The organism is Spirillospora sp. NPDC049652, assembly GCF_040675125.1.
In the GTDB taxonomy this organism is placed as follows: Bacteria; Actinomycetota; Actinomycetes; order Streptosporangiales; family Streptosporangiaceae; genus Spirillospora.
In genome coordinates, this window is sequence record NZ_JBFAOF010000029.1 from 1 (window position 1) to 22,300 (window position 22,300).

Below are 22,300 nucleotides of genomic sequence, written 5' to 3' on the forward strand. Positions count from 1 at the left end.
AATAAACAAACCCGTCAAACTTTTTTTTTTTTTTGTTCTTTGTAGTTTTCAGTTTTCTTATACCCACCCCCACCCACTTCGCCCCCGCCGCGCCCACCTCGTCAGGCCGGGCGCGGCGGCGCCCGGTCAGGGCTCGACGGACGAGCGCAGCGTCTCCACGGCCTCCTCGACCGTGGGCCGGAAGGTGAAGAACTTGTCCAGGCCGACGATCTCCAGGACCCGCGTCAGGTCGGCGTTCAGCCCCACGAGGACCAGCGGCGTGCCGCTCGCCTGGGCGCGCTTGTAGGTGGTCACGAGCACGGTGATGCCGGTGGAGTCGCAGTAGGTCAGCTCGGTCAGATCCATGATCACCGGCGTCCCGGCGTCGAAGGGCATCTCCATGATGACCTCGGTGAGGTCGGGCGCGGTGTGGTGGTCGAGCTCACCGCTCACGGCCAGCACGGTGGCCCCCGAGGGATGCGGGCCGGGAACGGCGGTCAGGGTGCGGTCGGTCACCTTTTCTCCTCTGTCGAGCGTGGACCCTGGCCGACGGGACGGGCAGTGCCGGCGAGGCGGTGCCGCCGCCGTTCCCACGGCTCAGGTCGATGAACGGTGCGTGCGCGGTGGGCAGGGCCGGAGACGGGGGGGACCGCGGGAGAGCGGTGGCGGGGCGTCCGGCCTCGGCGCGGGATTCGGGAGTGCGCGGCTCGTTCCGCTGGACGGCGGACGGCCTGGTTCAGGGGGACGGCCCGGTTCCGGGGGACGGCGCGGACGGCCGGATCAGCCGCGCGAGCGGTGTGACCGATCTCTCCGCGGCCGCAATCGGCCGGTGGCGCGGAGAAGCGCGGCCGTGCGCCCTCAGCAGCGGTTTCGACATCGGAAGGCGGGGGACGATCCGTCACCGTCATGGTGTCTCCCGTCCCCTCGATCGACCGCCGCGATGCATGCCAGCCCGGGGTCTGGCTGACTTATCCTACGGAATGCGCCGGCGGGCCCTTGCCGTGCCCTCGGCGCGCCCCCGTTCCGCGCACGGTCATGAGGCCGCGCGGCAGCCTGCCGTCAGGCGGTTCGGGAGCCGGCGGACCGCACGGAACGTCCACGTGAACGAAGGGGTGCTCAGTGACGCATTCGGGGGGCAGTGAACCCTTCGGGCCGCCGGCGAGCGGGGCCGACGTGTTCACCGCGGACGCGAGGATCGGCGGTGACCTGGCCAGGGTGGACTGGACGGCCACGCCGCTCGGAGCGCCCGAGACCTGGCCGCAGAGCCTCCGGACGGCCGTGAGCATCCTGCTGTCGTCGAAGTTCTCGATGTGGATGGCCTGGGGCCCGCAGCTCACCTTCTTCTGCAACGACGCCTACCGGCACGACACCCTCGGGCAGAAGTACCCCTGGGCGCTCGGCCGGCCGGCCCGCGAGGTGTGGGCGGAGATCTGGGACGACATCGGCCCCCGCATCGACACCGTCCTGACCACCGGGCAAGCCACCTGGGACGAGGGGCTGCTGCTGTTCCTGGAGCGCTCCGGCTACACCGAGGAGAGCTACCACACCTTCTCCTACAGCCCGCTGCGCGACGACGCCGGGAACGTGGTCGGCATGCTGTGCGTGGTCATCGAGGAGACCCAGCGCGTCATCGGGGAACGCCGCCTGGCGACCCTGCGCGACCTCGGCTCCGACCCCAGCGTGGTCCGCACCCAGCAGGAGATGCTCGACTTCGCCTCCGAGCAGCTCGACCGCAACCCGCACGACCTGCCGTTCACCTTGACCTACCTGTTCGAGGACGACGGCGGCGCCCGCCTCGCCTCCGCCACCGGCGTCCCGGCCGGACATTCCGCGGCGGCCGAGCACCTGCCGGCGGGCGCCGAGGACCCGTGGCCCGTGGCGGCCCTGGCGCGCGAGGAATCCGCCCTGGTCTCCCTGGACGGCGGCCTGTTCGATGACCTGCCCGCCCGCCTGTGGGACCGGCCTCCCAAGCAGGCGCTCGTGGTGCCCCTGCTGCAGCAGGGCGACGTCCCCTACGGCTTCATGGTGGCGGGCCTCAACCGCTACCGCTCGCTGGACGAGGACTACCGCTCGTTCGTCGAGCTGGTCGCCGGGCACGTGGCCACCGGCATCGCCAGCGCGCGCAGCTACCAGGCCCAGCAGCGCCGGGCCGAGGAGCTGGCCGAGCTGGACCGCGCGAAGACCACCTTCTTCTCCAACGTCAGCCACGAGTTCCGCACCCCGCTCACGCTGATCATGGGTCCGGTGCAGGAGCTGCGGCAGCGGCTCGCCGACGCCGACCCGCGCGTGCGCGAGGAGCTGGACGTCATCCACCGCAACGGGCTGCGGCTGGGCAAGCTGGTCAACACCCTGCTGGACTTCTCCCGCATCGAGGCGGGCCGGGTCCAGGCCCGCTACGAGCCGGTCGACCTCTCCGCGGTCACCGCCGAGCTGGCCAGCGTCTTCCGCTCCGCCATCGACAAGGCCGGGCTGGAGTTCCATGTCGACTGCCCGCCGCTGCCCGAGCCGGTGTACATCGACCGGGCCATGTGGGAGAAGGTGCTGCTCAACCTCCTCAGCAACGCCCTGAAGTTCACCTTCGACGGCTCGGTGCGCGTCACCACCCGCGCCGAGGACGGCGCGGCCGTGGTGGTCGTCGAGGACACCGGGATCGGCGTGGCCGAGGAAGAGATGCCCAGGCTGTTCGAGCGGTTCCACCGCATCGAGAACGCCCGGTCCCGCTCCAACGAGGGCAGCGGCATCGGCCTCGCCCTCGTGAAGGAGCTGGTGGGACTGCACGGTGGGGCCATCACCGCCACGTCCACCGAGGAGGAGGGCACCCGCTTCACCATCCGGCTGCCGTTCGGCTCGGCCCATCTGCCCGCGCACGCCGTCCTGGAGGAAGCGGGCGCGGGCGTGCCGACCACCGCCGCCGACCCGTTCGTCCAGGAGGCGCTGCGCTGGCTGCCGGACGAGCCGGCGTCGTCCGCGCCCGCCGAGGTGAGGGAGGACACGGACCCGGGCGCCGACGCCCTGACGGTCTCGCACGGGCCGTCGGCACGCGTGCTCGTCGCCGACGACAACGCCGACATGCGCGAGTACCTCGCCCGCCTGCTGGCCGGCGCGGGCTACGAGGTCCGGACGGTCGAGGACGGGCGGCAGGCCCTGGACGCCGTCCGGGTCGACCCGCCCGACCTGGTGGTCAGCGACGTCATGATGCCCGGCCTGGACGGTCTCGCCCTGGTGAGCGCGCTCCGCACCGACCCCCGGACGGCGGCGGTGCCGGTGCTGCTGCTGTCGGCCCGGGCGGGGGAGGAGGCGTCCATCGAGGGCCTGCGGGCCGGCGCCGACGACTACCTGGTCAAGCCGTTCGTCGCGGCCGAGCTCCTCGCCCGCGTGCGCGCGAACATCGAGCTGGCGCGGCTGCGCGGCCACCACGCCCGCTGGCGCACCGCGCTGGTCGACTCCCTCCAGGAGGGGTTCTTCGTCTGCGCCGAGGACGGCGCGGTCATCGAGATCAACGCGGCGTTCACCGACATCCTCGGCTACGGCCCCGAGGGCCTGCCCTACCAGGCCGTCCACCCCTGGTGGCCGGACGCCGCCGCCGACCCCGAGGCCCATCGGCTGGTCGCCGACGCCTTCGGCGGGCTGCTCGACCACGACCGGGGCAGCTTCACCGTCCCGGCCGTCCACCGCGACGGGCACCAGGTCTGGATCAGCGCCACCTTCAACCGGGTCCAGGACCCCGACACCGGACGCACCGTGATCGTCGGCACCTTCCGCGACGCGACCTCCGAGCACTACGCCATCCAGCGCGAGAGCGCCCTCGCCGCCCTGGGCACGTGCCTGTCCGAGGCGACCAGCCTGCCCGAGGCCCTGGACGGCGCCCTCGCGGTACTGAAGGACCTCTGGCGGGCCCGCTACGTCGGGGCCGCCGTCTTCGGTCCCGGCGACGAACCCGCCGTGACCGCCACCGACCCCTCTCTCACCTGGAGGACCTTGCCCGCCGAACACCGCTCCTCGCTGGACCGCCTGCGCGGCCAGCCGGAGCTCACCCCCAGCGCCGGCCGCGAAGGGGCCGGCATCCTGTTCGAGCACCCCGACGGCCCGCTCGCCCTGTGGATCGACCTCGGCGAGCGCCGGCCCTTCGGCGACGAGGACCAGCTGCTGCTGTCCCTGCTGGGCGGCCGGCTCGCCCAGGGCCTCGCCCGGGCCCACCAGATCGACCAGCAGCGCGAGACCGCCATCGCCCTCCAGCGCGCCATCCTCGGGCCGTCCCATCTGCCCGAGGGGTTCGCCGTCCGTTACGAGCCCGCCACCCAGCCGCTGGAGGTGGGCGGCGACTGGTACGACACGGTCCCGCTGCCGGACGGCCGGATCGGGATCGTCGTCGGCGACTGCGTCGGCCGCGGCCTCGAAGCGGCCAGCGTCATGGGCCAGCTGCGCAGCGCCTGCCGGGCCCTGCTGCTGCAGGAGGCCAGCCCCGCGCAGACGCTGATGGCCCTGGACCACTTCGCCGCCGGAGTCCCCGGTGCGTCCTGCACCACCGTCTTCTGCGGCGTCCTCGACCCCGAGACCGGGCGGCTGACCTACTCCAGCGCGGGCCACCCGCCCGGCATCCTCGTCGACCCCGAGGGCGTCACCCGCCTCCTGGAGGAGGGACGCGGGCTGCCGCTGGCCGTCCGGCCCGGCAGGACGCGCCCGGAGAGCAGTTGCACCATGCCCGCCCGCTCGACGCTGCTGCTGTACACCGACGGGCTCGTCGAACGCCGCCGCCGTCCGCTCAGCGCCGGCATCGACCAGGCGGGCGAGGCCCTCCAGATCGGCCGGAACACGGCGGTCGACGACCTCGCCACGGCCGTGATGAAGAGGCTCGCCCCCGACGACGGCTACGACGACGACGTCGCCCTGCTGCTGTACCGGCACCCGGCCCCGCTGGAGATGTCCTTCCCCGCCGAGTCGGCGCAGCTCGCCCCCGTCCGCAAGGCCCTGCGCGGCTGGCTCGACCAGTGCGACCTGCCGCCGGGCACCGTCCAGAACATCCTGGTGGCGGCGGGCGAGGCCTGCGCCAACGCCATCGAGCACGGCCACCGCGACGCCCCCGGTGACGCGGTGTACTTCCGCGCCGAGGCCTTCGTCGACGACCTGCGCCTGACGATCGTCGACACCGGCCGCTGGAAGACCCCACGACCCGAACTCAACACCCACCGCGGCCGCGGCATGGGGCTGATGCGCGCCCTGATGAGGCAGGTCACCGTCACCCCCGGCCCGTCCGGCACCACCGTCGACATGCACGCGAGGATCGCCTGATGACCACGCCCCTGACGCTCACGCCTGGCCGAATGCCCGATGGCACGGCTTCGCTGACCGCCGTCGGCGAGATCGACATGAGCAACACCGAAGACCTGGCCGCCGCGCTCTCCCGCACGTCCGGCCCTCTCCTCCTGGACCTCACCGGCGTCGAGTACCTCGACAGCGCGGGCCTGAGCGTGCTCTTCCCGCACGCCGACCGCCTGACCCTGATCGCCGGACCCCTCCTCATGCCCGTCCTGACCATCTCCGGCCTCGCCGAGCTCGCCACCGTCCGCAACTGACCCGATCGCCCGCCGTCCCGCAGCGCGAGGCCGCCACCGCGACCCTTTCCGCTGCGGGACGGACTCTTAATTCCGTTGCGCCGTTTCCGCGACCGCGGCATTCTGATGAACGTCCGCAACGGACGACAAGCTTCGAGAGGAGGACCGGCCATGCTGAAGCTCTATCGACTGCCCAAGCGACTGCCCAAGGCGTCGCTCGCCAGCACCGGCCGGTACCTCGCTTCCTGACTCCGGCCCGCGCGCGGGTGACGCCGAGATTCCACCGAAGAACGCGCGCGGCTCTGGTCCAACAGGTAGAGGCGCCGGCTTCAGGAGCCGGATGATCGGGGTTCGAATCCCCGGAGCCGCACGACGCCCTCGTAGTCCAACAGGTAGAGGCGTCCGGTTGAGGGCCGGGATGGTATGGGTTCGAATCCCATCGAGGGCACGCCAGGGGTGGCGCCGAAGCAGGAGAGTCGGGCCTGCCTGTAAAGCAGGTGCTAACGCTGAGTGGGTTCGAATCCCACCCACCCCACACAGCATGAGTCGACGGAAACGGCCTCTTTCGCGAGCGGGATGGTTTTCCGCGGTTCTCATGCTTGACGCCCCGCCGAGGCGGGGCGTCACAGGTCGGTCGGTCAGCAGCAGTGCTGGGCGTCGGCGGCAGCGGGTGCGGCGGTCGCGGCAGCGATCGCGGCTGTGAAGCCGAGACTCATTGTGGCCGCCACCAAGGCGGCGGCGAGACGACGGCGCATGGAGGTCTCCCTGCCAGGTCGGAGATGCGTCACCGCTCACGCTAAGCCGGACATGTGCCCTGTTCAAGGGCCTGATTCCAACTACCACGCCGTGTGTTCGACCGAGTGGTAATACGTAACACTTACCCGTTCCAACGCGCCCCGGGAATCACACAAGACCCAGAAACCACACGGGCGGCTATCGCTCCTTGACAGCCGCAAGGACGGCGCCGAACCCGTCCCGACTCAGGGCGAGCATCCCGCCCTCGGGGTCCTTGCTGTCCCGCAGCGCCACCCCGCCATGCGCCTCGGCAACCTCCACACAGTTGTCGCCGCTTTCGTTGCTACGCAAAGCCTTGCGCCACGCGGAGCTGGGAACGGAACCGACTTCGACGCAGTTGTCGCCGGCATCGCTGCTGCGGGAGGCCTTACGCCACATCACTTGACTCAGACCCATTGCGGCTACCCCTCCTTGACGGCCGCGAGGACGGCCCCGAACCCTTCCCGGCTCAGAGTGAGCATCCCGCCCTCAGGGGTCTTGCTGTCCCGCAGCGCCACCCCCCTGTGTGTGCCAGCCACCTCCACGCAGTTGGCGCCATCTTCGTTGCTTCGTGAGGCTTTGCGCCAGACCACTTGGCTCAGGTCCATCGTTGATCGCTCACCTTCCTGATGAATGCCCTGGTCTCGCGCACGTTGAACGCCTCACCCTGCAGGCGGGCGAAGGTTTCATTGAGCTTCGCGAGATCCTCGGCATGGGATGATGTTTCCCCACCATATGCCTTGTCCGTATACCCTAGCTCCCTCTGATCAAGTTGGGTGGTAATGGCGAACGAGGCCCGCGCGTTGCGGACATAGATCACCGGCAGCACCTGAAGGGTTATGTTCTCCATGGAACTCAGCTCGCACAGATGGTCAAGCTGGTGCCGCATCGTTGAGGCGTCTCCGACCTCTCTGTAGAGGACGCTCTCCTCCATGACGGCATAGACGGCGGGCGGAGGATCTCGAAAAAGGATCTCCTGTCGCATCATGCGGGACTTGACATTGGTCTCGTCCCGAAGGACGGCCCGTGCGTACGCTTCCGTCTGGAAGAGCCCATAGATCAAGTGCTCGTCATAGGTGCGGAGCATGCTTGCGGTGCTCTCGGCGCGAGGGAAGTTGCCGAAGTATGCGGGATATCGGGCTGCCTTGAACTCCTGGAGAAGATCGTCCCATGCCTGAATGATCTCGCCCCTGGCATGGAGGGCCTCGTCCGTGCGCTCGGCGTAGTCGCGGCGGCAGCGGGTTCGGCCGGTCTCCACGAGCGTGACGTAACTGCGGGAGACGTTGGTGAGTTTGCCCAGCTCTTCCTGGTTGAGGTTCGCGCATAGGCGGAATCGCCTCACGCCCTGACCGAAGTTGAGCAGCACCGGGTCGATCTTGCTCCGAGGCATCCCGTTCACCGTCCCCTGTGAAGCAGTTAACGAATGCGAGTGAGTTGTTGGCGCTCGCTGACTGTCACGGAACGCTACGCCGCCGCATGGCTGGATGAGTGCGCATTCGGCAACTCTGCGTGAGGGAAATCGCGAGGGGCGTACATGAGCAGCGAAAACGATCAGCTTGCGACGGCGGTCGCCGAGATCCTGGTGGCGGCGTGCGGGGAGTCGATCAAGGAGGTGCGGGATTTCGTGGCGGAGTGGTTCGGTGCCCACGAATACGCGTCCGACCTGGTCTATCTCGCGCGGACGGTCGTCACGGAACTCGTCACCAACGCGCTCAAGCACGCCAGTCACGCCGGCGATCCGATCACGGCGCGGGTGCTGCTCTCGGATGCGGGGCCGGTGATCGAGGTGGAGGACGGCTCGGACGTCCAGCCCGTCGTCCAGCCGCTCACCCTGGACGGGACGTCCGGGCGCGGGCTGGCCATGGTCGAGCTGATGACCCTCGCGTGGGGCGTCCGCGCCCGCGGGGGCGGAGGCAAGGTCGTGTTCGCCGTCCTGGACGCCCAGTGACCGGCCGCGTTCTGCTGCTCCACCTCCTCCGCGAAGCCTTCCCGCAGTGGGACGTCTTCGTGGACGACCGGTCGGTCTGGCGCGCGGCGGGTGTCGTCCTCGTCAGCGCCTCGTCCGCCGAGGCCCTCGCCGACGCCCTCGTTCGCGCCGATCCCGAGGCCGCCCGCGGGTGGGTTGCGAGCGGGGCGGGCGCCGTTTGACACCGCCGCCCGGCGGTGCGGTGCCGGGCGGGGGGAGGCGGGTCAGCGGCGGTCGTCGACTTGGGCGGAGACCTTGCCGTAGACGAACTGCTGGGTGCCTCCGATGAAGTCCGTCGGGAATCCGGGCTTGAAGCCGGACACCTCGTTCAGGCGTTGCACGACCTCGGGTTCGAGCGTCACGTCCAGAACGCCGAGGTTGTCGGTCAGCTGTTCGGCCGTCCGAGCTCCGATGATGGGATGCACGGCCGGTGAACTGGCGCGGACCCAGGCCAGCGCCACCTGAGCGCTCGTCGCTCCCAGCTCGTCCGCGACCTCGCCGACCGTCTTGGCCACGGCCAGATCGTGGTCACTGACCTGGCTCGGGTCCAGGCGGGTGCGGGTCGCGGTCCCGCTGTTGTACTTGCCGGACAGGATTCCGTTCGCCAGCGGGCTCCATGCCGCGACGGTCATGCCGAAGCTCTCGGCCATGGGCAGCAGTTCGGTCTCGATGTCGCGCTTCAGCAGGCTGTAGGGGACCTGGAGGCCGGCGAAAGGCGTCCAGCCGCGCCATTCGGCGAGCGTGTTGGCGCGGGCCACGACCCAGGACGGCGCGTCCGAGATGCCGACGTAGAGCACCTTGCCCTCGCGGACGGCGTCGTCCAGCGCGCGCATCGTCTCCTCGACGGGCGTGTTGCGGTCCCAGATGTGCACCCAGTAGACGTCGATGTGGTCGGTGCGCAGGCGGCGCAGGCTGGTCTCGAGGGAGAGGCGCAGGTTCTTGCGGTGGTTGCCCGCCGCGTTGGGGTCGTCGCCGTCGCGGGAGACGGTGTACTTGGTCGCGAGGACGAACCGGTCGCGGCGTTCGGCGAGGAGTTCTCCCAGGTACTCCTCGCTCGCGCCGTTCCGGTAGTTGATGGCGGTGTCCACGAAGTTGCCGCCCGCGTCGGCGTAGGCGTCCAGGACGCGGCGGCTTTCATCAAGGGAAGCGCCGGGGCCGTCCGGGTCGCCGAACGTCATCGCGCCGAGGAACAGTTCGGACACGCGCAGGCCGGTCTGGCCGAAGAGTCGGTATCGCACAGACCAGACGCTAGCCGCGCGAACCGCATTCGGAATGGGCACTGCGGCGACCGAGCGTGGACACGGCGTCGCCGCTCCGCACCGCAGTGTCAGTCGCCGTCGTGCTCGTAGAGCCGCCTGTCCAAGTCGTCCGCCCAATCCTGGGCCCACAGCCTGATCATTTCGATGTCGGCGAAGGACAGACCGTAGGCGGTGAACTCCTGGTCATCACGCCACTGGGCACCGGCCAGCCGGTCACGGAGGTCATGGAGGGAGAAATCCTCCCGAGCGTGCCGCCGGCCGAGGCTTTCGAGTTGGGAGCGAGAGCGACCCGCCGAGGCGGCGTGGATATCGATGAGGTCGCGGGCCACGCCTCGATCGGCCAACGCGCGCATCTTCGTGCCGATGACGTCGTCCAACGCGAGTACCGGGCCGTACTCAGTGGTGACGGGAGTCTGCCAGAACGCCTCTTTGAGGACGTCCACCTCGCATTGGTCGTCTCCCGATGCCGTGGAGACCAGGAGCCGCCCGGACAGGGGATCGACCTCGACTTGGCGGACCCGCCACCCGCGGGCGGTCAATCCGCGGCTGAGCGTCTCGATGATCTCTTTCATCGGGGCGGGGTTCTCTGTGGCGACGTCGAGGTCCTGGCTCAGCCGATGGACGAGGTCGTGTGCCTGGACCGCGTACCCGCCGGTGATGACGAGTGGGTACTGGGCACCTAAGTCCAGGATGTCCGCCAGGATCCGCCGATGCAGATCGGGCAGTCTCATGCGGTCGCGAGAGCGGCGAAACGCGCTTCCCACACGTCCCTGATCGCGCGGCTGACGAGGGTTCTCAAGACGGGCCACTGGGCGAGGAGAAGTTCCTTGTTCAGAAATTCGGCGATATCGTCGCGTCGGCCCTCGGCGAGCACCGTGCAGTACATGCTCATCCGCTGCCTGGGAAGGGAGAGATCGAACTTGGTCAGCCCTGACCAGGCGATCTGGAGCGGCAGTTGGACTTCGCCGTGCGTCGGGCCGGACAGCTCATCCAAGGAGCCGGGCAGACGCGACCGATAGCGCTCGCGGAGGATCGCTCCGCGGGAGGGCTGGACAAGGGACGACGCCATGACTCCATTATCGCTCAGAACGCTCGGCTCAACACCCAGAGTGCCAGAGGTCGTCGTGTCGGGTGCCTGGTTGTCAGGCCAGGAACGCTGAACTACTGTCTGGACATGTGTCTAGGGAAATGGCGACCGAGTCGACCCGGCGGCGGCTGACCTCGCGGCAGGCGGAGACGGTGCGGGGGCTGACCGGGGCCGCGGTGGAAGAGGTCCGGGAGGTCGGGTTCGACGGGCTGACCGTGCGGAACGTCGCGCGGCGCGCGGGGGTGGCGCCGGCGACGGCCTACACGTACTTCGCGTCCAAGAACCACCTGGTCACCGAGGTGTTCTGGCGGCGGCTCAGCGCGTTGCCGGAGGTTCACGGAGCGCCGGGGCGCGCCCGCGTCGTCGAGGTGCTGCGGGAGATCGCGCTGCTGGTGTCGGACGAGCCGGAACTCGCGGCCGCCTGCACCGCGGCGATGCTCGGCACCGACCCGGACGTCCGGGAGCTGCGCCTGAAGATCGGGGTCGCGATCCGGGGGCGGCTGCGGAAGGCGCTCGGCTCGGACGACCAGAAGGTGCTGGGCGCGTTGGAACTTGCTTACTCGGGGGCGCTCGTGCACGCGGGGATGGGTTACACCTCGTACGCGCGCGTGGCCGACCGACTGGAAGAGATGGCGGAGCTGATCCTGCCCGACTCCTAAGTGAGGTGGCGGCTGTGGACCCCTCCTACAGCCCGTACGACTATGCCGTCCACGAAGACCCCTACCCCCTGTACGCGCGCCTGCGGGAAGAAGCGCCGCTCTACCGCAACGAACAGCTCGATTTCTGGGCGCTGTCCCGGCACGCGGACGTCGCCAAGGCGTTCCGTGATTTCGCGACCTACTCCAACCGCAACGGTGTCTCGCTGGAGCCGAGCGCGTGGGGGCCGTCCGCGCACCGGACGATGTCCTTCCTCGCGCTCGACCCGCCCAAGCACACGCGCATGCGCGCGCTCGTCTCCAAGGGGTTCACGCCACGTCGCGTCGACCGGATGAGTTCCGGCATACGACACCTGACCAGGCGTTATCTGGACGAGGCGCTGAGCGGCGGTGAGTGCGACTGGGTGGCCGACTTCGCCGGTCGGCTGCCCATGGACGTGATCTCCCAGATGATCGGCGTCCCCGAGTCCGACCGGGACGAGGTGCGGCGGCTCGCCGACCTGGTCGTCCACCGCGAGGACGGCGTGCACGACGTCCCGCAGGCCGGGATGGAGGCGGCGCTCACGCTCGTCGGCTACTACCAGGACCTCGTCGCGGACAAGCGCCGGCATCCGGGCGACGACCTCACCTCGGCGCTGATCGACGTGGAGACCGACGGCGACCGGCTGGACGACAGGGAGCTCATCGCCTTCCTGTTCCTCATGGTCGTGGCCGGGAGCGAGACGACGACGAAACTCCTCGCCAACGCCCTGTACTGGGGATACCGCAACCCTGACCAGCTGCGGAAACCGTTCGCCGACCTCCGCCGCGTGGACGACTGGGTGGAGGAGACGCTCCGTTACGACACCTCGTCCCAGATGATCGGCCGGACGGTCACGCAGGACGTCGAGCTGCACGGCACGACCGTCCCAGCGGGCGCGCGGATGCTGCTGCTCATCGGCTCGGCCAACCGCGACCCGCGCGTCTTCGTCCGCGCCGACGAGTACGACCTCGACCGCGACACCTCCCAGCTCGTCAGTTTCGGCGGCGGACGGCACTTCTGCCTCGGCGCGAACCTCGCCCGCCTGGAGGCGCGCATCGCCCTCACCGCGCTCCTCCGCCGGATCAGGGGCTTCGAGGTGGACGAGGCGAACGCGCGACGCGTCCACTCGATCAACGTGCGCGGGTTCGCGAGCCTGCCCGTGCGATGGGAGGCGAGGTAGATGCCCAGGTTCGAGCCGCATCCGACGCGGCGGCCGGCGGTGGTGACGGGCGCTTCGTCCGGGATCGGGGAGGCCACGGCGACGGCGCTCGCGATGGCCGGACACCCGGTCGCGCTCGGCGCTCGGCGCGTGGAGAGATGCGAGGATCTGGCCGCGACGATCCGGGCGGGTGGAGGCGAGGCGTTCGCGCATCCGCTGGACGTGGGCGACGGTGACTCGGTCAAGGCGTTCGCCCAGGCGGCGCAGGACGAGCTGGGCGCGATCGAGGTCGTCGTCTCCGGTGCGGGCGATCTCCACGCGCAGCGCCTGGACGAACTCGACTCGGACGAGTTCGCTGCGCAGGTCCAGGTCCATCTCGTCGGCGCGCACCGGCTGGTGTCGGCGTTCGTGCCCGGCATGGTCGCACGCGGGCGCGGTGACGTCGTGTTCATCTCGTCCGACGTCGTCCGTTCACCCCGGACGCGCATGGGCGCGTACGTGGCGGCGAAGAGCGGTGTCGAAGGCATGGCCCGCCAGATGCAGATGGAACTCGAAGGGACGGGCGTGCGCGCGTCGCTCGTCCGGCCGGGGCCGACGGCCACCGGCATGGGGATGAACTGGGATCCCGAGACCACCGGCAAGGTCCTGGACGACTGGGTCAAGTGGGGGCACGCCCGGCACCCCTACTTCCTGCGCCCGTCCGATGTCGCCGCCGCCGTGTCGGCCGTCGTGGGCATGCCGCGCGGCGCGCACCTCTCGCTGGTCGAGGTCCAGCCGGAAGCCCCGCTGGAGGAGAAGTGACCATTCCCGTCGTGTCGGGTGGCCCCGACCACCTGGAAGAACTCCGCCACGACCCGATCGCGTTGATGCGCCGCGTCCGGGACGAATGCGGTGACGTCGGCGAGTTCCGGATCGGCGGACGCCGCGTCGTGCAGCTGACCGGAGCCGAGGCCAACGAGTTCTTCTTCCGCGCCCCGGACGAGGATCTCGACCAGGCCGAGGCGTACCCGTTCATGACGCCGATCTTCGGCACCGGCGTCGTCTTCGACGCGACGCCCGAGCAGCGCCGCGAGGCCCTGCACAACCAGGCGCTCAAGGGCTCCTTCCTCAAGGGTCACGCCGCGACGATCGCCGGGGAGGTCCGCCGGATGGTCGCGGACTGGGCCGACGAGGGCGAGATCGACCTGCTCGACTGGTTCGCCGAGCTGACCATCTACACCTCGTCCGCGTGCCTGATCGGGCGGAAGTTCCGCGAGCAGCTCGACCGCCGGTTCGCCGAGCTGTACCACGACCTGGAGCGCGGCACCGACGCGATCGCCTACGTCGACCCCTACGCGCCGATCGAGAGTTTCCGCAGGCGGGACGAGGCGCGGGCGGCGCTGGTCCGGCTCGTCCAGCAGATCATGGACGGCCGGGATCCGGACCCGCCGCGCGCGGACCGCGACCTGCTCGACGTCCTGCTGTCGATCCGCGAGCCCGACGGGACGCCGAGGTTCAGCGCCGACCAGGTCACCGGCATGTTCATCTCGATGATGTTCGCCGGGCACCACACCTCGTCCGGCACGGCCGCCTGGACGCTGATCGAACTGCTCCGGAACCCCGGCGTCCTGCGGGACGTCACCAAGGAGCTGGACGACCTGTACGCCGACGGCCGGGACGTCGGCTTCCAGGCGCTCCGCGCGATCCCGCGACTGGAGTCGGCGGTGAAGGAGGCCCTCCGGCTGCATCCGCCGCTGATCCTCGTCCTCCGGGTGGCGCAGCGCGAACTCCAGGTCCAGGGCCACACCATCGTCCCGGGCACGATGGTCGGCTGCTCGCTCGCCGTCTCGAACCGCATCCCCGAGGATTTTCCCGACCCCGACGCGTTCCGCCCCGAACGGTATGCCGCGCCGAGGGAGGAGGATCTGCTCAACCGCTGGACGTGGGTCCCGTTCGGCGCGGGACGGCACCGCTGCGTCGGCGCGAACTTCGCGTTGATCCAGCTCAAGGCCATCTTCTCCGTCCTCCTGCGGGACTGGGAGTTCGAGCTCGCGCAGCCGCCCGGGACGTACCGGAACGACCACTCGAAGATGGTCGTCCAGCTCGCGCGGCCGTGCGTCGTCCGCTACCGGAGGCGGCGATGAGGATCGAAGCCGACCTCGACCTCTGCCAGGGGCACGCGATGTGCGAACTGGAAGCGCCGGACGTCTTCGCGGTGCCGAGGAAGGGCAAGGTCCGCGTCCTCGACCCCGAACCGGACGACGGGCTTCGCGACGAGGTGGCGGCCGCCGTCCGGTACTGCCCGACCCAAGCCCTGCGGATGGAGACGTGATGCCCGAGATGCCCAGCACGTCCGCGTTCCCCCGAGCCGAACTGGACGCGATGGTCGAGCACTGGCTGGAGGCCAACCGGCGCTGCGAGGCGGCCGGCGACTGGCGTCCGCTCGCCGACCTCTACACCGAGGACGCCACCTACGGCTGGAACGTCGGCCCGGGCCAGGACTTCATGGCCGTCGGACGCGCCGAGATCCGCGACATCGCACTCGGCGCCGAGATGGGCGGGCTCGACGGCTGGTCCTATCCCTACCAGGCGATTCTCGTGGACGAGCGGCGCGGTGAGGTCGTCGGGTTCTGGAAGCAGGTCGCCGACGCCGAGCGCCCCGACGGCACGCCGTACGAGGTCGCCGGGATCGGCGGAAGCTGGTTCCGCTACGCCGGTGACATGCGCTGGTCCTGGCAGCGCGACTGGTTCGACCTCGGCAACGTCACGGCGGTGTTCGTGGAGATGATGAAGGCGGGAGCCCTGTCGGACGGCATGAGACGCCGTCTCGACAGGGCCGCCGCCCGGGAACCGGTGCCCGGGTACTACCCGCGCGGTGAGGCTCCCGTTCCGATGTGGTGAATGATCCGTCCCTGGTCGAGGACGAGCCGTGATCCGGTGAAGCGTGACCGCATCCGCCGGTCGTGCGTGACGGTCACGAGCGCGCCCGCGTACCCGGCCAGCGCGGCCTCCAGTTCCTCGACCAGCACGGGGGACAGGTGGTTGGTCGGCTCGTCGAGCAGCAGCAGCAGGTCGGCGGGGTCGGCGACGAGCCGGGCCAGCTCGATCCGGCGGCGCTGCCCGTATGACAGCTCGCCGACCCGGCGGCCCAGGTCGGACGGCTCGAACAGGCCGAGCGACAGCAGGGTGTCGGCATGCCCGTCCAGATCGCCGGGCCGGCCGTGCGCGAACGCGCGGAGCACGCTCATCGCGCGCGGCCAGGGGACCTCGTCCTGCCGGAGGTGCCCGATCCGCTTCGGCCGGACGACCGTGCCGTCGTCCGGCTCCAGTTCACCGGCGATGACCTTGAGCAGTGTGGACTTGCCCGCGCCGTTCGGGCCGGTGACGAGCAGCCGCTCGCCCGGCCCGATCCGCAGGAACGGCACGTCGAGCCGGTCGCCGACCCGCACACCGTCCAGGGCGACGACCGTCCCGTCACTCGACCGCGCCGCGGCGTCTTCCGCGGCCCGCACGTCGGCAGTGAACGACAGCGGCTCGGGCGGCGGCGCGACCGGATTCGCTGTCAGCCGCTCGACACGCTCCTTGGCGATGCGGATGCGGCTCATCGCGCCGTGCGCCCGCCCGCGCGCACGGAAGGGCCCGCCGCCGAACCCGGCCTTCTCCATCTTGCGGGGGATCGCGTCCAGGCGCGCCGCGTTGGAGGCGACCAGGCCGCTGTTGCGCCCGACCTCGTGCCTCCACTCCTCGTACTCGCGCAGGCGGCGGGCCCGTTCGGCCTCCTTGGCGGCCAGGTAGCCGGCGTACCCGTTGCCGTACCGGACGACCCTCCCCGCCTCGACCTCCAGGACGGTCGTGGTCAGCCGGTCGAGGAACACCCGGTCGTGGGTGACCGCGACGACCGTCCCGCGATGCGCGCGCAGGTGCTCTTCGAGCCAGCCGACGGCCTGGTCGTCCAGGTCGTTGGTCGGCTCGTCCAGCAGGAGCAGTTCGGGCGAGGCGGCGAGGACGCCGGCGAGAGCGAGCCGCGAGCGCTCGCCGCCGGACAGCGTGCCGAGCGGACGCGCGCGGTCGAGACCGGGCAGGCCGAGGTGGTGCAGCGCGACGTCCAGGCGGACCTCGGCGTCGTAACCGCCGCGCTCCTCGAACCGTTCCTGCAGGTCGCCGTAGAGGCCGAGCAGGGACGGGTCGTCCGCGAGCCGTTCCTCGACGGCCCGCATCCGGGCTTCGAGCGCGCGCAGATCGGCCAGCGCGAGGTCGACCGCCGCCTGGACGGTCTCGTGCGCGGGCATCGCGAGCGTCTGCGGCAGGTAGCCGACACCGCCGTCCGCGATGACGGTCAGCTCGCCGTTGTCGGCGTGCTCACGTCCGGCGAGCAGCCGGAGCAGGGTGGACTTGCCGGTTCCGTTGTCGCCGATGACGCCGACCTTCTCGCCGGGCTTCACGGTCAGCTCGACGTCGCTCAGGACGACACGGTCGGCGTAGCGCTTGGTGACATGACGAAGGGTGAGTTGCGCGGTGCGCAAGAAGAACTCCAGTGGGTGCTCTGATCGACAGGGACGCGTCGGCACACGTTCCGCGGCGGAGCTCAGGCGCTCAACGCGGCGGTCACGTGTCGATCAGAGAAAAATCAGCGAACCCACGCCCCGGACGTTACGTCAACTCCGCGATCAAGGCAAGGGGATTGTCCCGCACTAGATCTGGTTTTCGGGCTTGGCCGGAATCGTGGCGCTGACGGCCTGCCCGATCTCGATCAGGGTGTCGCCGGGCGGCGCGTACTTCGGCGGGATCGTCACCTCGACGTACGCCTGGCGTCCGAGCACCGTCCAGGTGATCGGCCGGTCGTGCGGATAGCCGTGCCACTTCAGCCCGTTGACCTCCATGAGCTGCTCGTCCATCCGGTAGGTGGACGGCAGCGGCACCCCGCAGCGCAGCGCGATCGCCGGATCGCCCCACGCGGCGGTCAGCGGGGAGTCGGGCGTGGTGTCGCGGCGCTTCAGGCCGCGTAGTTTGGCGGGCAGCCGCAGCCCCTCGCACAGCTTGAGCGTCGCCGCGTCCGGCTTCGGCGCGGGCACCGACACCGCGCCCGCGCCGCAGGCGGCGAACAGCGGAGTCAGGGCCAGCAGCGAGAGCCCGGCCGCACCCCTGCGCACGACCGCCCTGAACCCGCCGAACACGGACTGCCGGAACGCGGAAGCACCGGACACGGACGCCTCGGGCACGGACGCGCGAGACACGGACGCGCGAGTCGCGGAGGGGGCGGACACGGCCGGCCCGTGCGCGGCCGTTCTAGATGTGGACGATCGGGCAGGTGAGCGTTCGCGTGATGCCCTCGACACCCTGGATCTGGGCGACGACGAGCTTGCCGAGCTCGTCGACATTGCGCGCCTCCGCTCGAACGATCACGTCGTAGGGACCCGTGACGTCCTCCGCCAGGGTCACGCCGGTGACGCCGCGGATCTGACCTGCCACGTCCGCGGCCTTGCCCACTTCGGTCTGGATGAGGATGTAGGCCTGCACCATCACGTCCTCCCCGGGCGGAGATTCAACGTCGGACGGTCACCGTATCGTGTTACGCGCCGGCACGGGCGACCGGGGGCCGCAGAGCGGATAAACGGGGGAGAACGGGAGAAACGTGGAGAGCATCGGCGACCTCGGCGAGTTCGGGCTGATTCGCAGGGTGACCGGACGGCCCCTCGGCCCTGACGTGCTGCTCGGCCCGGGTGACGACGCCGCCGTGGTGGCCGCGCCGGACGGCCGGGTCGTCGCCACCACCGACGTCCTCGTCGAAGGCCGCCATTTCCGGATCGACTGGTCGTCCCCTTATGACATCGGCCGAAAGGCCGCCGCGCAGAACCTCGCCGACGTCGTCGCGATGGGCGCCCGGCCGACGGCGCTGCTCGTCGGGTTCGGCGCGCCGGGCGGCACGTCGGCGGAGTGGGCGCAGCGGCTCACCGACGGCATCGTGGACGAGGCGGCGCTGGTCGGCGCGTCCGTCGCGGGCGGCGACACGGTCGGCTCGCCCACCATCACGATCGCGGTGACCGCGCTCGGCGACCTCGGCGGCGCGCCGCCCGTCACCCGCTCCGGCGCGCGCCCGGGCGACGTGGTCGCGGTGCGGGGCCGGCTCGGCTGGGCGGCGTCCGGGCTGCACCTGCTGGAGCACGGCCTCGACGGCCCGGCCGAGCTGATCGCCGCCCACCGCCGTCCGCAGCCGCCGTACGCGGCGGGGGAGGAGGCGCGGTCGCTGGGAGTGACCGCGATGCTGGACGTCAGCGACGGTCTCCTGCAAGACCTCGGGCACATCGCCGAACGGTCGGGCGTCGCGATCGACGTGACGGCCGCCGCCGTTCCCTTGCCGCCCCGGCTCGCCGCGTCCGACGTGGCAAGCGGGATCGGCGTGTCCGGCGGGAAGGAGCAGGATGGCGCATCCCGTGGCGAATCGCCGTCAGTGCATCGAGAAGGTAAAACCTCGCCCGAAACGGCGGCGGACGATGTCCCGATGCCGGATCCTCTCCACTTGGCCCTCACGGGCGGAGAGGACCATGCGTTCGCCGCGACCTTCCCCGCCGGCGCCGAGCTTCCCACGACCTGGACGGTCGTCGGAAGGGTCTCCGAGGGGGCCGGAGTGACCGTCGACGGGAGCGTTCCAAACGTCCGGGGATGGGACCATTTCCGGGGTTAAGCCCAGGTTAAGGGGGGTCAACGCCCGCCGTGGCGTTTACTCGTCCGGTAGGCATGCTTGGTGAGGGTTTGGTATACATCCTGTGATCGAAGAGGGATGGGATGGGACGACACACCAGACTCGAGGCGCCCGACGACCAGGCTCCGCCGCCACCGGCCGGGCCCTCTTCGGGCCCTCGGTGGAAGCAACTGGTCGACCACGTGCCGTTCCCGTTGATGCCGCTCGTCGCGCTCATGCTCGCGGTCGGCGTCATGGTGCTCGCCTACAGCACGCGGCAGATCTCGCTGAACTTCAACAAGTCGCCCCAGGCGGCCACCCCGCAGGACGCGAACGGGCCGAGCGACGGCACCATGTCGCAGCGCTCGCCCGGCGAGCGCGCCAGCCGCGGCGCCGGCCGCTCCGAGCTCACCGTCGCGTTCCGCGTCGCCTCCCGCACCTCCGGCGGCTTCCGCGGCATCGTCACGATCAGTAACCACGGCTCGAAGACCGTCCCGAAGTGGGCGCTCGCGTTCCGCGTCCCCGGCGGCACCGTCCGCGCGGTCAGCGGCGCGGCCGTCGTCAAGACCGGCCACGTCGTGCACGTCCGCAGCCGCTCCGGCCAGGCCCTCCCGCCCGGGGCGTCGCTGCGCATCACCTACACGTCCGTGGGGCCGGTCGCCGCGCCCGTCGACTGCGTCCTCAACCGCGAGGTCTGCGTCCGCGGCTGACCCCGCCGTCCGCCCGGAGCGCACCCGTCCGTGCCCGGGATCACGTGGCGCGCCGATTGCCTAGAGTGGGCGGTATGACGTCCCACCAGCCAGGTCAGGCCCCTCCGCTCGTCCTCACCGTCGCCGGCTCCGACTCCGGCGGCGGCGCGGGGATCCAGGCCGACCTGAAGACCATGCTCGCCAACGGCGTCCACGGCATGAGCGTCATCGCCGCCGTGACCGCGCAGAACTCCCTGGGCGTCCAGGGCTACTGGGAGCTGCCCCCCGAAGCCGTCCGCGCCCAGCTCGACTCGGTCCTGTCCGACATCGGCGTGGACGCGGTGAAGACCGGCATGCTCGCGTCGAGGCCGCTGGTAGAGCTGGTCGCGGAGATGCTCGCCGAGGTGTCCGCGCCGGTCGTGGTCGACCCGGTCGGGGTGTCCAAGCACGGCGATTCGCTCCTGGCCGGGGACGCCGTCGACGCCGTCCGGACGCGGCTGCTGCCGGTCGCCACGATCGTCACCCCCAACCTCTTCGAGGTCGAGCAGCTCACCGGCGTCAAGGTCGTGGACGAGCCGGGCATGCGGGCGGCCGCCGAGGCAGTCAAGGAGCTGGGCCCGCGCTGGGTCCTGGTGAAGGGCGGCCACCTGCCCGGTGAGCCCGCCGACCTGCTGTTCGACGGCGCCGAGGAGTACCGCTTCACCGCCGAGCGCCACGACAACCGGCACACCCACGGCACCGGCTGCACGCTCGCGTCCGCGATCGCCTCGAACCTGGCCAAGGGCGAGCCGGTCCCGGAGGCCGTCGAGAAGGCCAAGCGCTATGTGACCGGCGCCATCGCCGCCGGCTTCCCCCTGGGCACGGGCATCGGCCCGGTCGACCACGGCTGGAACCTGCACCACGCCTGAACCCGACGCCGCCCCCGGAGCACGGTCGGGCTCCGGGGGCGGCGTCGAGGACGTCAGGGCAAAACAGAAACCGGCCGGAGGGCGAACCCCTCGACCGGTCTCCGAAGTCTGGAAAGGATCAGACGGTCGGCTTGACGACCTTGCCCGCCTTGATGCAGGAGGTGCAGGCGTTGATCCGCTTCGTGCTGCCGTTCACGACGGCGCGCACGCGCTGGATGTTGGGGTTCCAGCGGCGCGGGGTGCGGCGGTGCGAGTGGGAGACGCGCATGCCGAAACCGGGTCCCTTGCCGCAGACGTCGCAGACGGAAGCCACGGGAAACTCCAAGTTGGGTGTCGATGCTCTGGACCGGACCGCCTCTGATCGGTGAGACTCACCGGAGGCGCATCCTGACAAGCGCCCCGGGACGAGGCGCACGAATCAGAGTAGCCCAGGGATCGCCCCATAGGCGAATCGGCCTGCGGGTTCGGTCCGTCCGCCGGTGTTCCCAAGGACGCCGCCGCCGCGATAGACCGGTGCTTTCCGGAAAGCGGAACGGCCGACGGGAGCGGGTGTGGGCGAGGTCCTCGACGGCGCGGCGGTACGGCGGTGGTGCGGGCTGGCGGCCGAGGCGCTGGGCCGCACCCGCGCGGAGATCGACGCGCTCAACGTGTTCCCCGTCCCGGACGGCGACACCGGCACGAACCTGCACCTGACCGTCCTGTCCGCCGCCGACGCCGTCCACGAGCTCCCCGAGGACGCCGGGGCGCCCGAGGTGTGGGGGACGCTCGCGCGCGGCGCGCTGCTCGGGGCGCGCGGCAACTCCGGGGTGATCCTCAGCCAGTTCCTGCGCGGCATGGCCGAGATCCTGGGCGGCCGGGGCGCGCCTCCGCCGGACGGCCGGATCCTCGGCGAGGCGCTCGGTTACGCGGCCCTGCGGGCCAGGCACGCCGTCGAGCACCCCGTCGAGGGGACGATCCTGAGCGTCCTGGACGAGGCGTCCGCCGGGACCGGGGACGAGCCGACGCTGGCCGGGGCGGCGCGGGCCGCGGCGGCCGGTGCGCGCCGGGCGCTGCGGGCCACGACCGGACGGCTCGACGCGCTGGCCAGCAGCGGCGTCGTGGACGCGGGCGGGGCGGGTCTGTGCGTGGTCCTCGACGCCCTCGCCGCCGTGATCACCGACGAGTACCCCGAGCACTACGAGATCCCGCCGCGCATCCCGCCCGCTCCTGGGTCGGCCCACCGGGCGGCACGGCCGGACGCCGCCCCGCCCGGGCCCGGATACGAGGTCATGTACCTCCTGGACGCCCCCGACGACGGCATCGACCTCCTGCGGAGCACCCTGGACGGCCTGGGCGACTCGCTCGTGGTCGTCGGCGGTGACGGCCTGTGGAATGTCCATGTCCACGTGGACGACGCCGGGGCCGCGATCGAGGCGGGGCTGGCGGCGGGCCGTCCGCACCGGATCCGCGTCACCTACCTCGCCGCCGCCGATGGCGGCGGCCCGCATCCGCCCTGCGTCGGGCGGGCCGTGGTCGCCGTCACTGCCGCCGAGGGCCTGGCCGAGCTGTTCGAGGCGGGCGGCGCGCGGGTGGTGCGGCGCGCGCCCGGGGC

25 protein-coding genes and 3 tRNA genes are annotated in these 22,300 nt (G+C 71.0%); 17 read left to right on the forward strand and 11 right to left on the reverse strand.

What is annotated here, in order from left to right; genetic code table 11:
* Positions 1 to 126: 126 nt before the first annotated feature.
* Positions 127 to 495, reverse strand: coding sequence for an STAS domain-containing protein (locus AB0J52_RS04110; protein ID WP_500180089.1), 369 nt, complete (start codon positions 493 to 495; stop codon positions 127 to 129).
* A 603-nt stretch (positions 496 to 1,098) separates the two neighbouring features.
* On the opposite strand from AB0J52_RS04110, the gene AB0J52_RS04115 reads away from it, so the two are divergent.
* The 5 genes from AB0J52_RS04115 to AB0J52_RS04135 all read left to right on the forward strand — a co-directional run bounded on the left by AB0J52_RS04115 (position 1,099) and on the right by AB0J52_RS04135 (position 6,066).
* Complete coding sequence (locus tag AB0J52_RS04115; protein ID WP_500180090.1) at positions 1,099 to 5,268, forward strand: SpoIIE family protein phosphatase; 4,170 nt, start codon at positions 1,099 to 1,101, stop codon at positions 5,266 to 5,268.
* The gene (locus AB0J52_RS04120; protein WP_500180091.1) at positions 5,268 to 5,552 is read left to right on the forward strand and encodes an STAS domain-containing protein; all 285 of its coding nucleotides are present in this window, start codon (positions 5,268 to 5,270) and stop codon (positions 5,550 to 5,552) included. The genes AB0J52_RS04115 and AB0J52_RS04120 overlap by 1 nt, the downstream gene beginning before the upstream one ends.
* A gap of 275 nt (positions 5,553 to 5,827) precedes the next feature.
* Positions 5,828 to 5,901 (forward strand) — tRNA-Leu (locus AB0J52_RS04125).
* Between the two features lie 4 nt (positions 5,902 to 5,905).
* Positions 5,906 to 5,979: transfer RNA gene (locus tag AB0J52_RS04130), tRNA-Leu, on the forward strand.
* Positions 5,980 to 5,984: 5 nt separating this feature from the next.
* Positions 5,985 to 6,066, forward strand: a tRNA-Tyr gene (locus AB0J52_RS04135).
* A 398-nt stretch (positions 6,067 to 6,464) separates the two neighbouring features.
* Here the strand turns inward: AB0J52_RS04135 and AB0J52_RS04140 are convergent.
* From AB0J52_RS04140 to AB0J52_RS04150, 3 genes are read right to left on the reverse strand one after another with little or no spacing between them, the layout of a single operon-like run.
* Entirely contained in the window at positions 6,465 to 6,722 is a 258-nt protein-coding gene (locus AB0J52_RS04140; protein ID WP_500180092.1) for a DUF397 domain-containing protein, read from the reverse strand.
* A gap of 5 nt (positions 6,723 to 6,727) precedes the next feature.
* The gene (locus tag AB0J52_RS04145) at positions 6,728 to 6,913 is read right to left on the reverse strand and encodes a DUF397 domain-containing protein (RefSeq protein ID WP_500180093.1); all 186 of its coding nucleotides are present in this window, start codon (positions 6,911 to 6,913) and stop codon (positions 6,728 to 6,730) included.
* Positions 6,904 to 7,671, reverse strand: a complete 768-nt coding sequence (locus tag AB0J52_RS04150; RefSeq protein ID WP_500180094.1) for a helix-turn-helix domain-containing protein — start codon at positions 7,669 to 7,671, stop codon at positions 6,904 to 6,906. Before AB0J52_RS04150 ends, AB0J52_RS04145 begins: the two co-directional genes overlap by 10 nt.
* Before the next feature lie 168 nt (positions 7,672 to 7,839).
* On the opposite strand from AB0J52_RS04150, the gene AB0J52_RS04155 reads away from it, so the two are divergent.
* Together AB0J52_RS04155 and AB0J52_RS04160 are read left to right on the forward strand one after the other, a co-directional pair.
* A complete protein-coding gene (locus tag AB0J52_RS04155) occupies positions 7,840 to 8,253 on the forward strand; it encodes an ATP-binding protein (RefSeq protein WP_500180095.1) in 414 nt (137 codons plus the stop codon).
* Positions 8,250 to 8,453, forward strand: a complete 204-nt coding sequence (locus tag AB0J52_RS04160) for a hypothetical protein (protein WP_500180096.1) — start codon at positions 8,250 to 8,252, stop codon at positions 8,451 to 8,453. Before AB0J52_RS04155 ends, AB0J52_RS04160 begins: the two co-directional genes overlap by 4 nt.
* A gap of 42 nt (positions 8,454 to 8,495) precedes the next feature.
* On the opposite strand, the gene AB0J52_RS04165 is transcribed toward AB0J52_RS04160, so the two are convergent.
* From AB0J52_RS04165 to AB0J52_RS04175, 3 genes are all read right to left on the reverse strand, one after another.
* Positions 8,496 to 9,509 carry an aldo/keto reductase gene (locus AB0J52_RS04165; protein WP_500180097.1) on the reverse strand — a complete coding sequence of 338 codons (1,014 nt, stop codon included), beginning with the start codon at positions 9,507 to 9,509 and terminating at the stop codon, positions 8,496 to 8,498.
* 89 nt (positions 9,510 to 9,598) lie between these two features.
* Positions 9,599 to 10,261 (reverse strand): nucleotidyl transferase AbiEii/AbiGii toxin family protein, encoded by a 663-nt coding sequence (locus tag AB0J52_RS04170; protein WP_500180098.1) that lies wholly within the window; start codon positions 10,259 to 10,261, stop codon positions 9,599 to 9,601.
* Positions 10,258 to 10,599: a hypothetical protein gene (locus AB0J52_RS04175; RefSeq protein ID WP_500180099.1), complete on the reverse strand. Its 342-nt coding sequence runs from the start codon at positions 10,597 to 10,599 to the stop codon at positions 10,258 to 10,260. Before AB0J52_RS04175 ends, AB0J52_RS04170 begins: the two co-directional genes overlap by 4 nt.
* Before the next feature lie 119 nt (positions 10,600 to 10,718).
* Here AB0J52_RS04175 and AB0J52_RS04180 point away from each other — a divergent pair, with 119 nt between their 5' ends.
* The 6 genes from AB0J52_RS04180 to AB0J52_RS04205 are packed head-to-tail and all read left to right on the forward strand — an operon-like array spanning position 10,719 to position 15,334.
* Entirely contained in the window at positions 10,719 to 11,276 is a 558-nt protein-coding gene (locus AB0J52_RS04180; RefSeq protein ID WP_500180100.1) for a TetR/AcrR family transcriptional regulator, read from the forward strand.
* A gap of 14 nt (positions 11,277 to 11,290) precedes the next feature.
* Positions 11,291 to 12,475 carry a cytochrome P450 gene (locus AB0J52_RS04185; protein WP_500180101.1) on the forward strand — a complete coding sequence of 395 codons (1,185 nt, stop codon included), beginning with the start codon at positions 11,291 to 11,293 and terminating at the stop codon, positions 12,473 to 12,475.
* Positions 12,476 to 13,255 (forward strand): SDR family oxidoreductase, encoded by a 780-nt coding sequence (locus tag AB0J52_RS04190; protein WP_500180102.1) that lies wholly within the window; start codon positions 12,476 to 12,478, stop codon positions 13,253 to 13,255.
* Positions 13,252 to 14,577, forward strand: a complete 1,326-nt coding sequence (cyp51, locus tag AB0J52_RS04195) for a lanosterol 14-alpha demethylase (RefSeq protein ID WP_500180103.1) — start codon at positions 13,252 to 13,254, stop codon at positions 14,575 to 14,577. The genes AB0J52_RS04190 and cyp51 overlap by 4 nt, the downstream gene beginning before the upstream one ends.
* Positions 14,574 to 14,765, forward strand: a complete 192-nt coding sequence (locus AB0J52_RS04200) for a ferredoxin (protein WP_500180104.1) — start codon at positions 14,574 to 14,576, stop codon at positions 14,763 to 14,765. Before cyp51 ends, AB0J52_RS04200 begins: the two co-directional genes overlap by 4 nt.
* Positions 14,765 to 15,334, forward strand: coding sequence for a Cif family virulence factor (locus AB0J52_RS04205; RefSeq protein WP_500180105.1), 570 nt, complete (start codon positions 14,765 to 14,767; stop codon positions 15,332 to 15,334). Before AB0J52_RS04200 ends, AB0J52_RS04205 begins: the two co-directional genes overlap by 1 nt.
* Here the strand turns inward: AB0J52_RS04205 and AB0J52_RS04210 are convergent.
* From AB0J52_RS04210 to AB0J52_RS04220, 3 genes are all read right to left on the reverse strand, one after another.
* Positions 15,298 to 16,956 (reverse strand): TlrC/CarA/OleB/SrmB family ABC-F type ribosomal protection protein, encoded by a 1,659-nt coding sequence (locus tag AB0J52_RS04210; protein WP_500180106.1) that lies wholly within the window; start codon positions 16,954 to 16,956, stop codon positions 15,298 to 15,300. The two genes, AB0J52_RS04205 and AB0J52_RS04210, sit on opposite strands and share 37 nt — an antisense overlap.
* A gap of 168 nt (positions 16,957 to 17,124) precedes the next feature.
* Positions 17,125 to 17,637, reverse strand: a complete 513-nt coding sequence (locus AB0J52_RS04215; protein ID WP_500180107.1) for a DUF3515 domain-containing protein — start codon at positions 17,635 to 17,637, stop codon at positions 17,125 to 17,127.
* Positions 17,638 to 17,719: 82 nt separating this feature from the next.
* Positions 17,720 to 17,953, reverse strand: coding sequence for an Lrp/AsnC ligand binding domain-containing protein (locus tag AB0J52_RS04220; RefSeq protein WP_500180108.1), 234 nt, complete (start codon positions 17,951 to 17,953; stop codon positions 17,720 to 17,722).
* A 112-nt stretch (positions 17,954 to 18,065) separates the two neighbouring features.
* On the opposite strand from AB0J52_RS04220, the gene AB0J52_RS04225 reads away from it, so the two are divergent.
* The 3 genes from AB0J52_RS04225 to thiD all read left to right on the forward strand — a co-directional run bounded on the left by AB0J52_RS04225 (position 18,066) and on the right by thiD (position 20,709).
* Positions 18,066 to 19,115 carry a thiamine-phosphate kinase gene (locus tag AB0J52_RS04225; protein ID WP_500180109.1) on the forward strand — a complete coding sequence of 350 codons (1,050 nt, stop codon included), beginning with the start codon at positions 18,066 to 18,068 and terminating at the stop codon, positions 19,113 to 19,115.
* A gap of 200 nt (positions 19,116 to 19,315) precedes the next feature.
* Positions 19,316 to 19,822, forward strand: coding sequence for a cellulose binding domain-containing protein (locus AB0J52_RS04230; RefSeq protein WP_500180110.1), 507 nt, complete (start codon positions 19,316 to 19,318; stop codon positions 19,820 to 19,822).
* Positions 19,823 to 19,896: 74 nt separating this feature from the next.
* A complete protein-coding gene (thiD, locus tag AB0J52_RS04235) occupies positions 19,897 to 20,709 on the forward strand; it encodes a bifunctional hydroxymethylpyrimidine kinase/phosphomethylpyrimidine kinase (RefSeq protein ID WP_500180111.1) in 813 nt (270 codons plus the stop codon).
* 118 nt (positions 20,710 to 20,827) lie between these two features.
* On the opposite strand, the gene rpmB is transcribed toward thiD, so the two are convergent.
* The gene (gene rpmB, locus AB0J52_RS04240) at positions 20,828 to 21,022 is read right to left on the reverse strand and encodes a 50S ribosomal protein L28 (RefSeq protein WP_030164391.1); all 195 of its coding nucleotides are present in this window, start codon (positions 21,020 to 21,022) and stop codon (positions 20,828 to 20,830) included.
* A 238-nt stretch (positions 21,023 to 21,260) separates the two neighbouring features.
* Here rpmB and AB0J52_RS04245 point away from each other — a divergent pair.
* The coding region (locus AB0J52_RS04245) for a DAK2 domain-containing protein (RefSeq protein WP_500180112.1) at positions 21,261 to 22,300 on the forward strand (1,040 nt) is incomplete at its 3' end.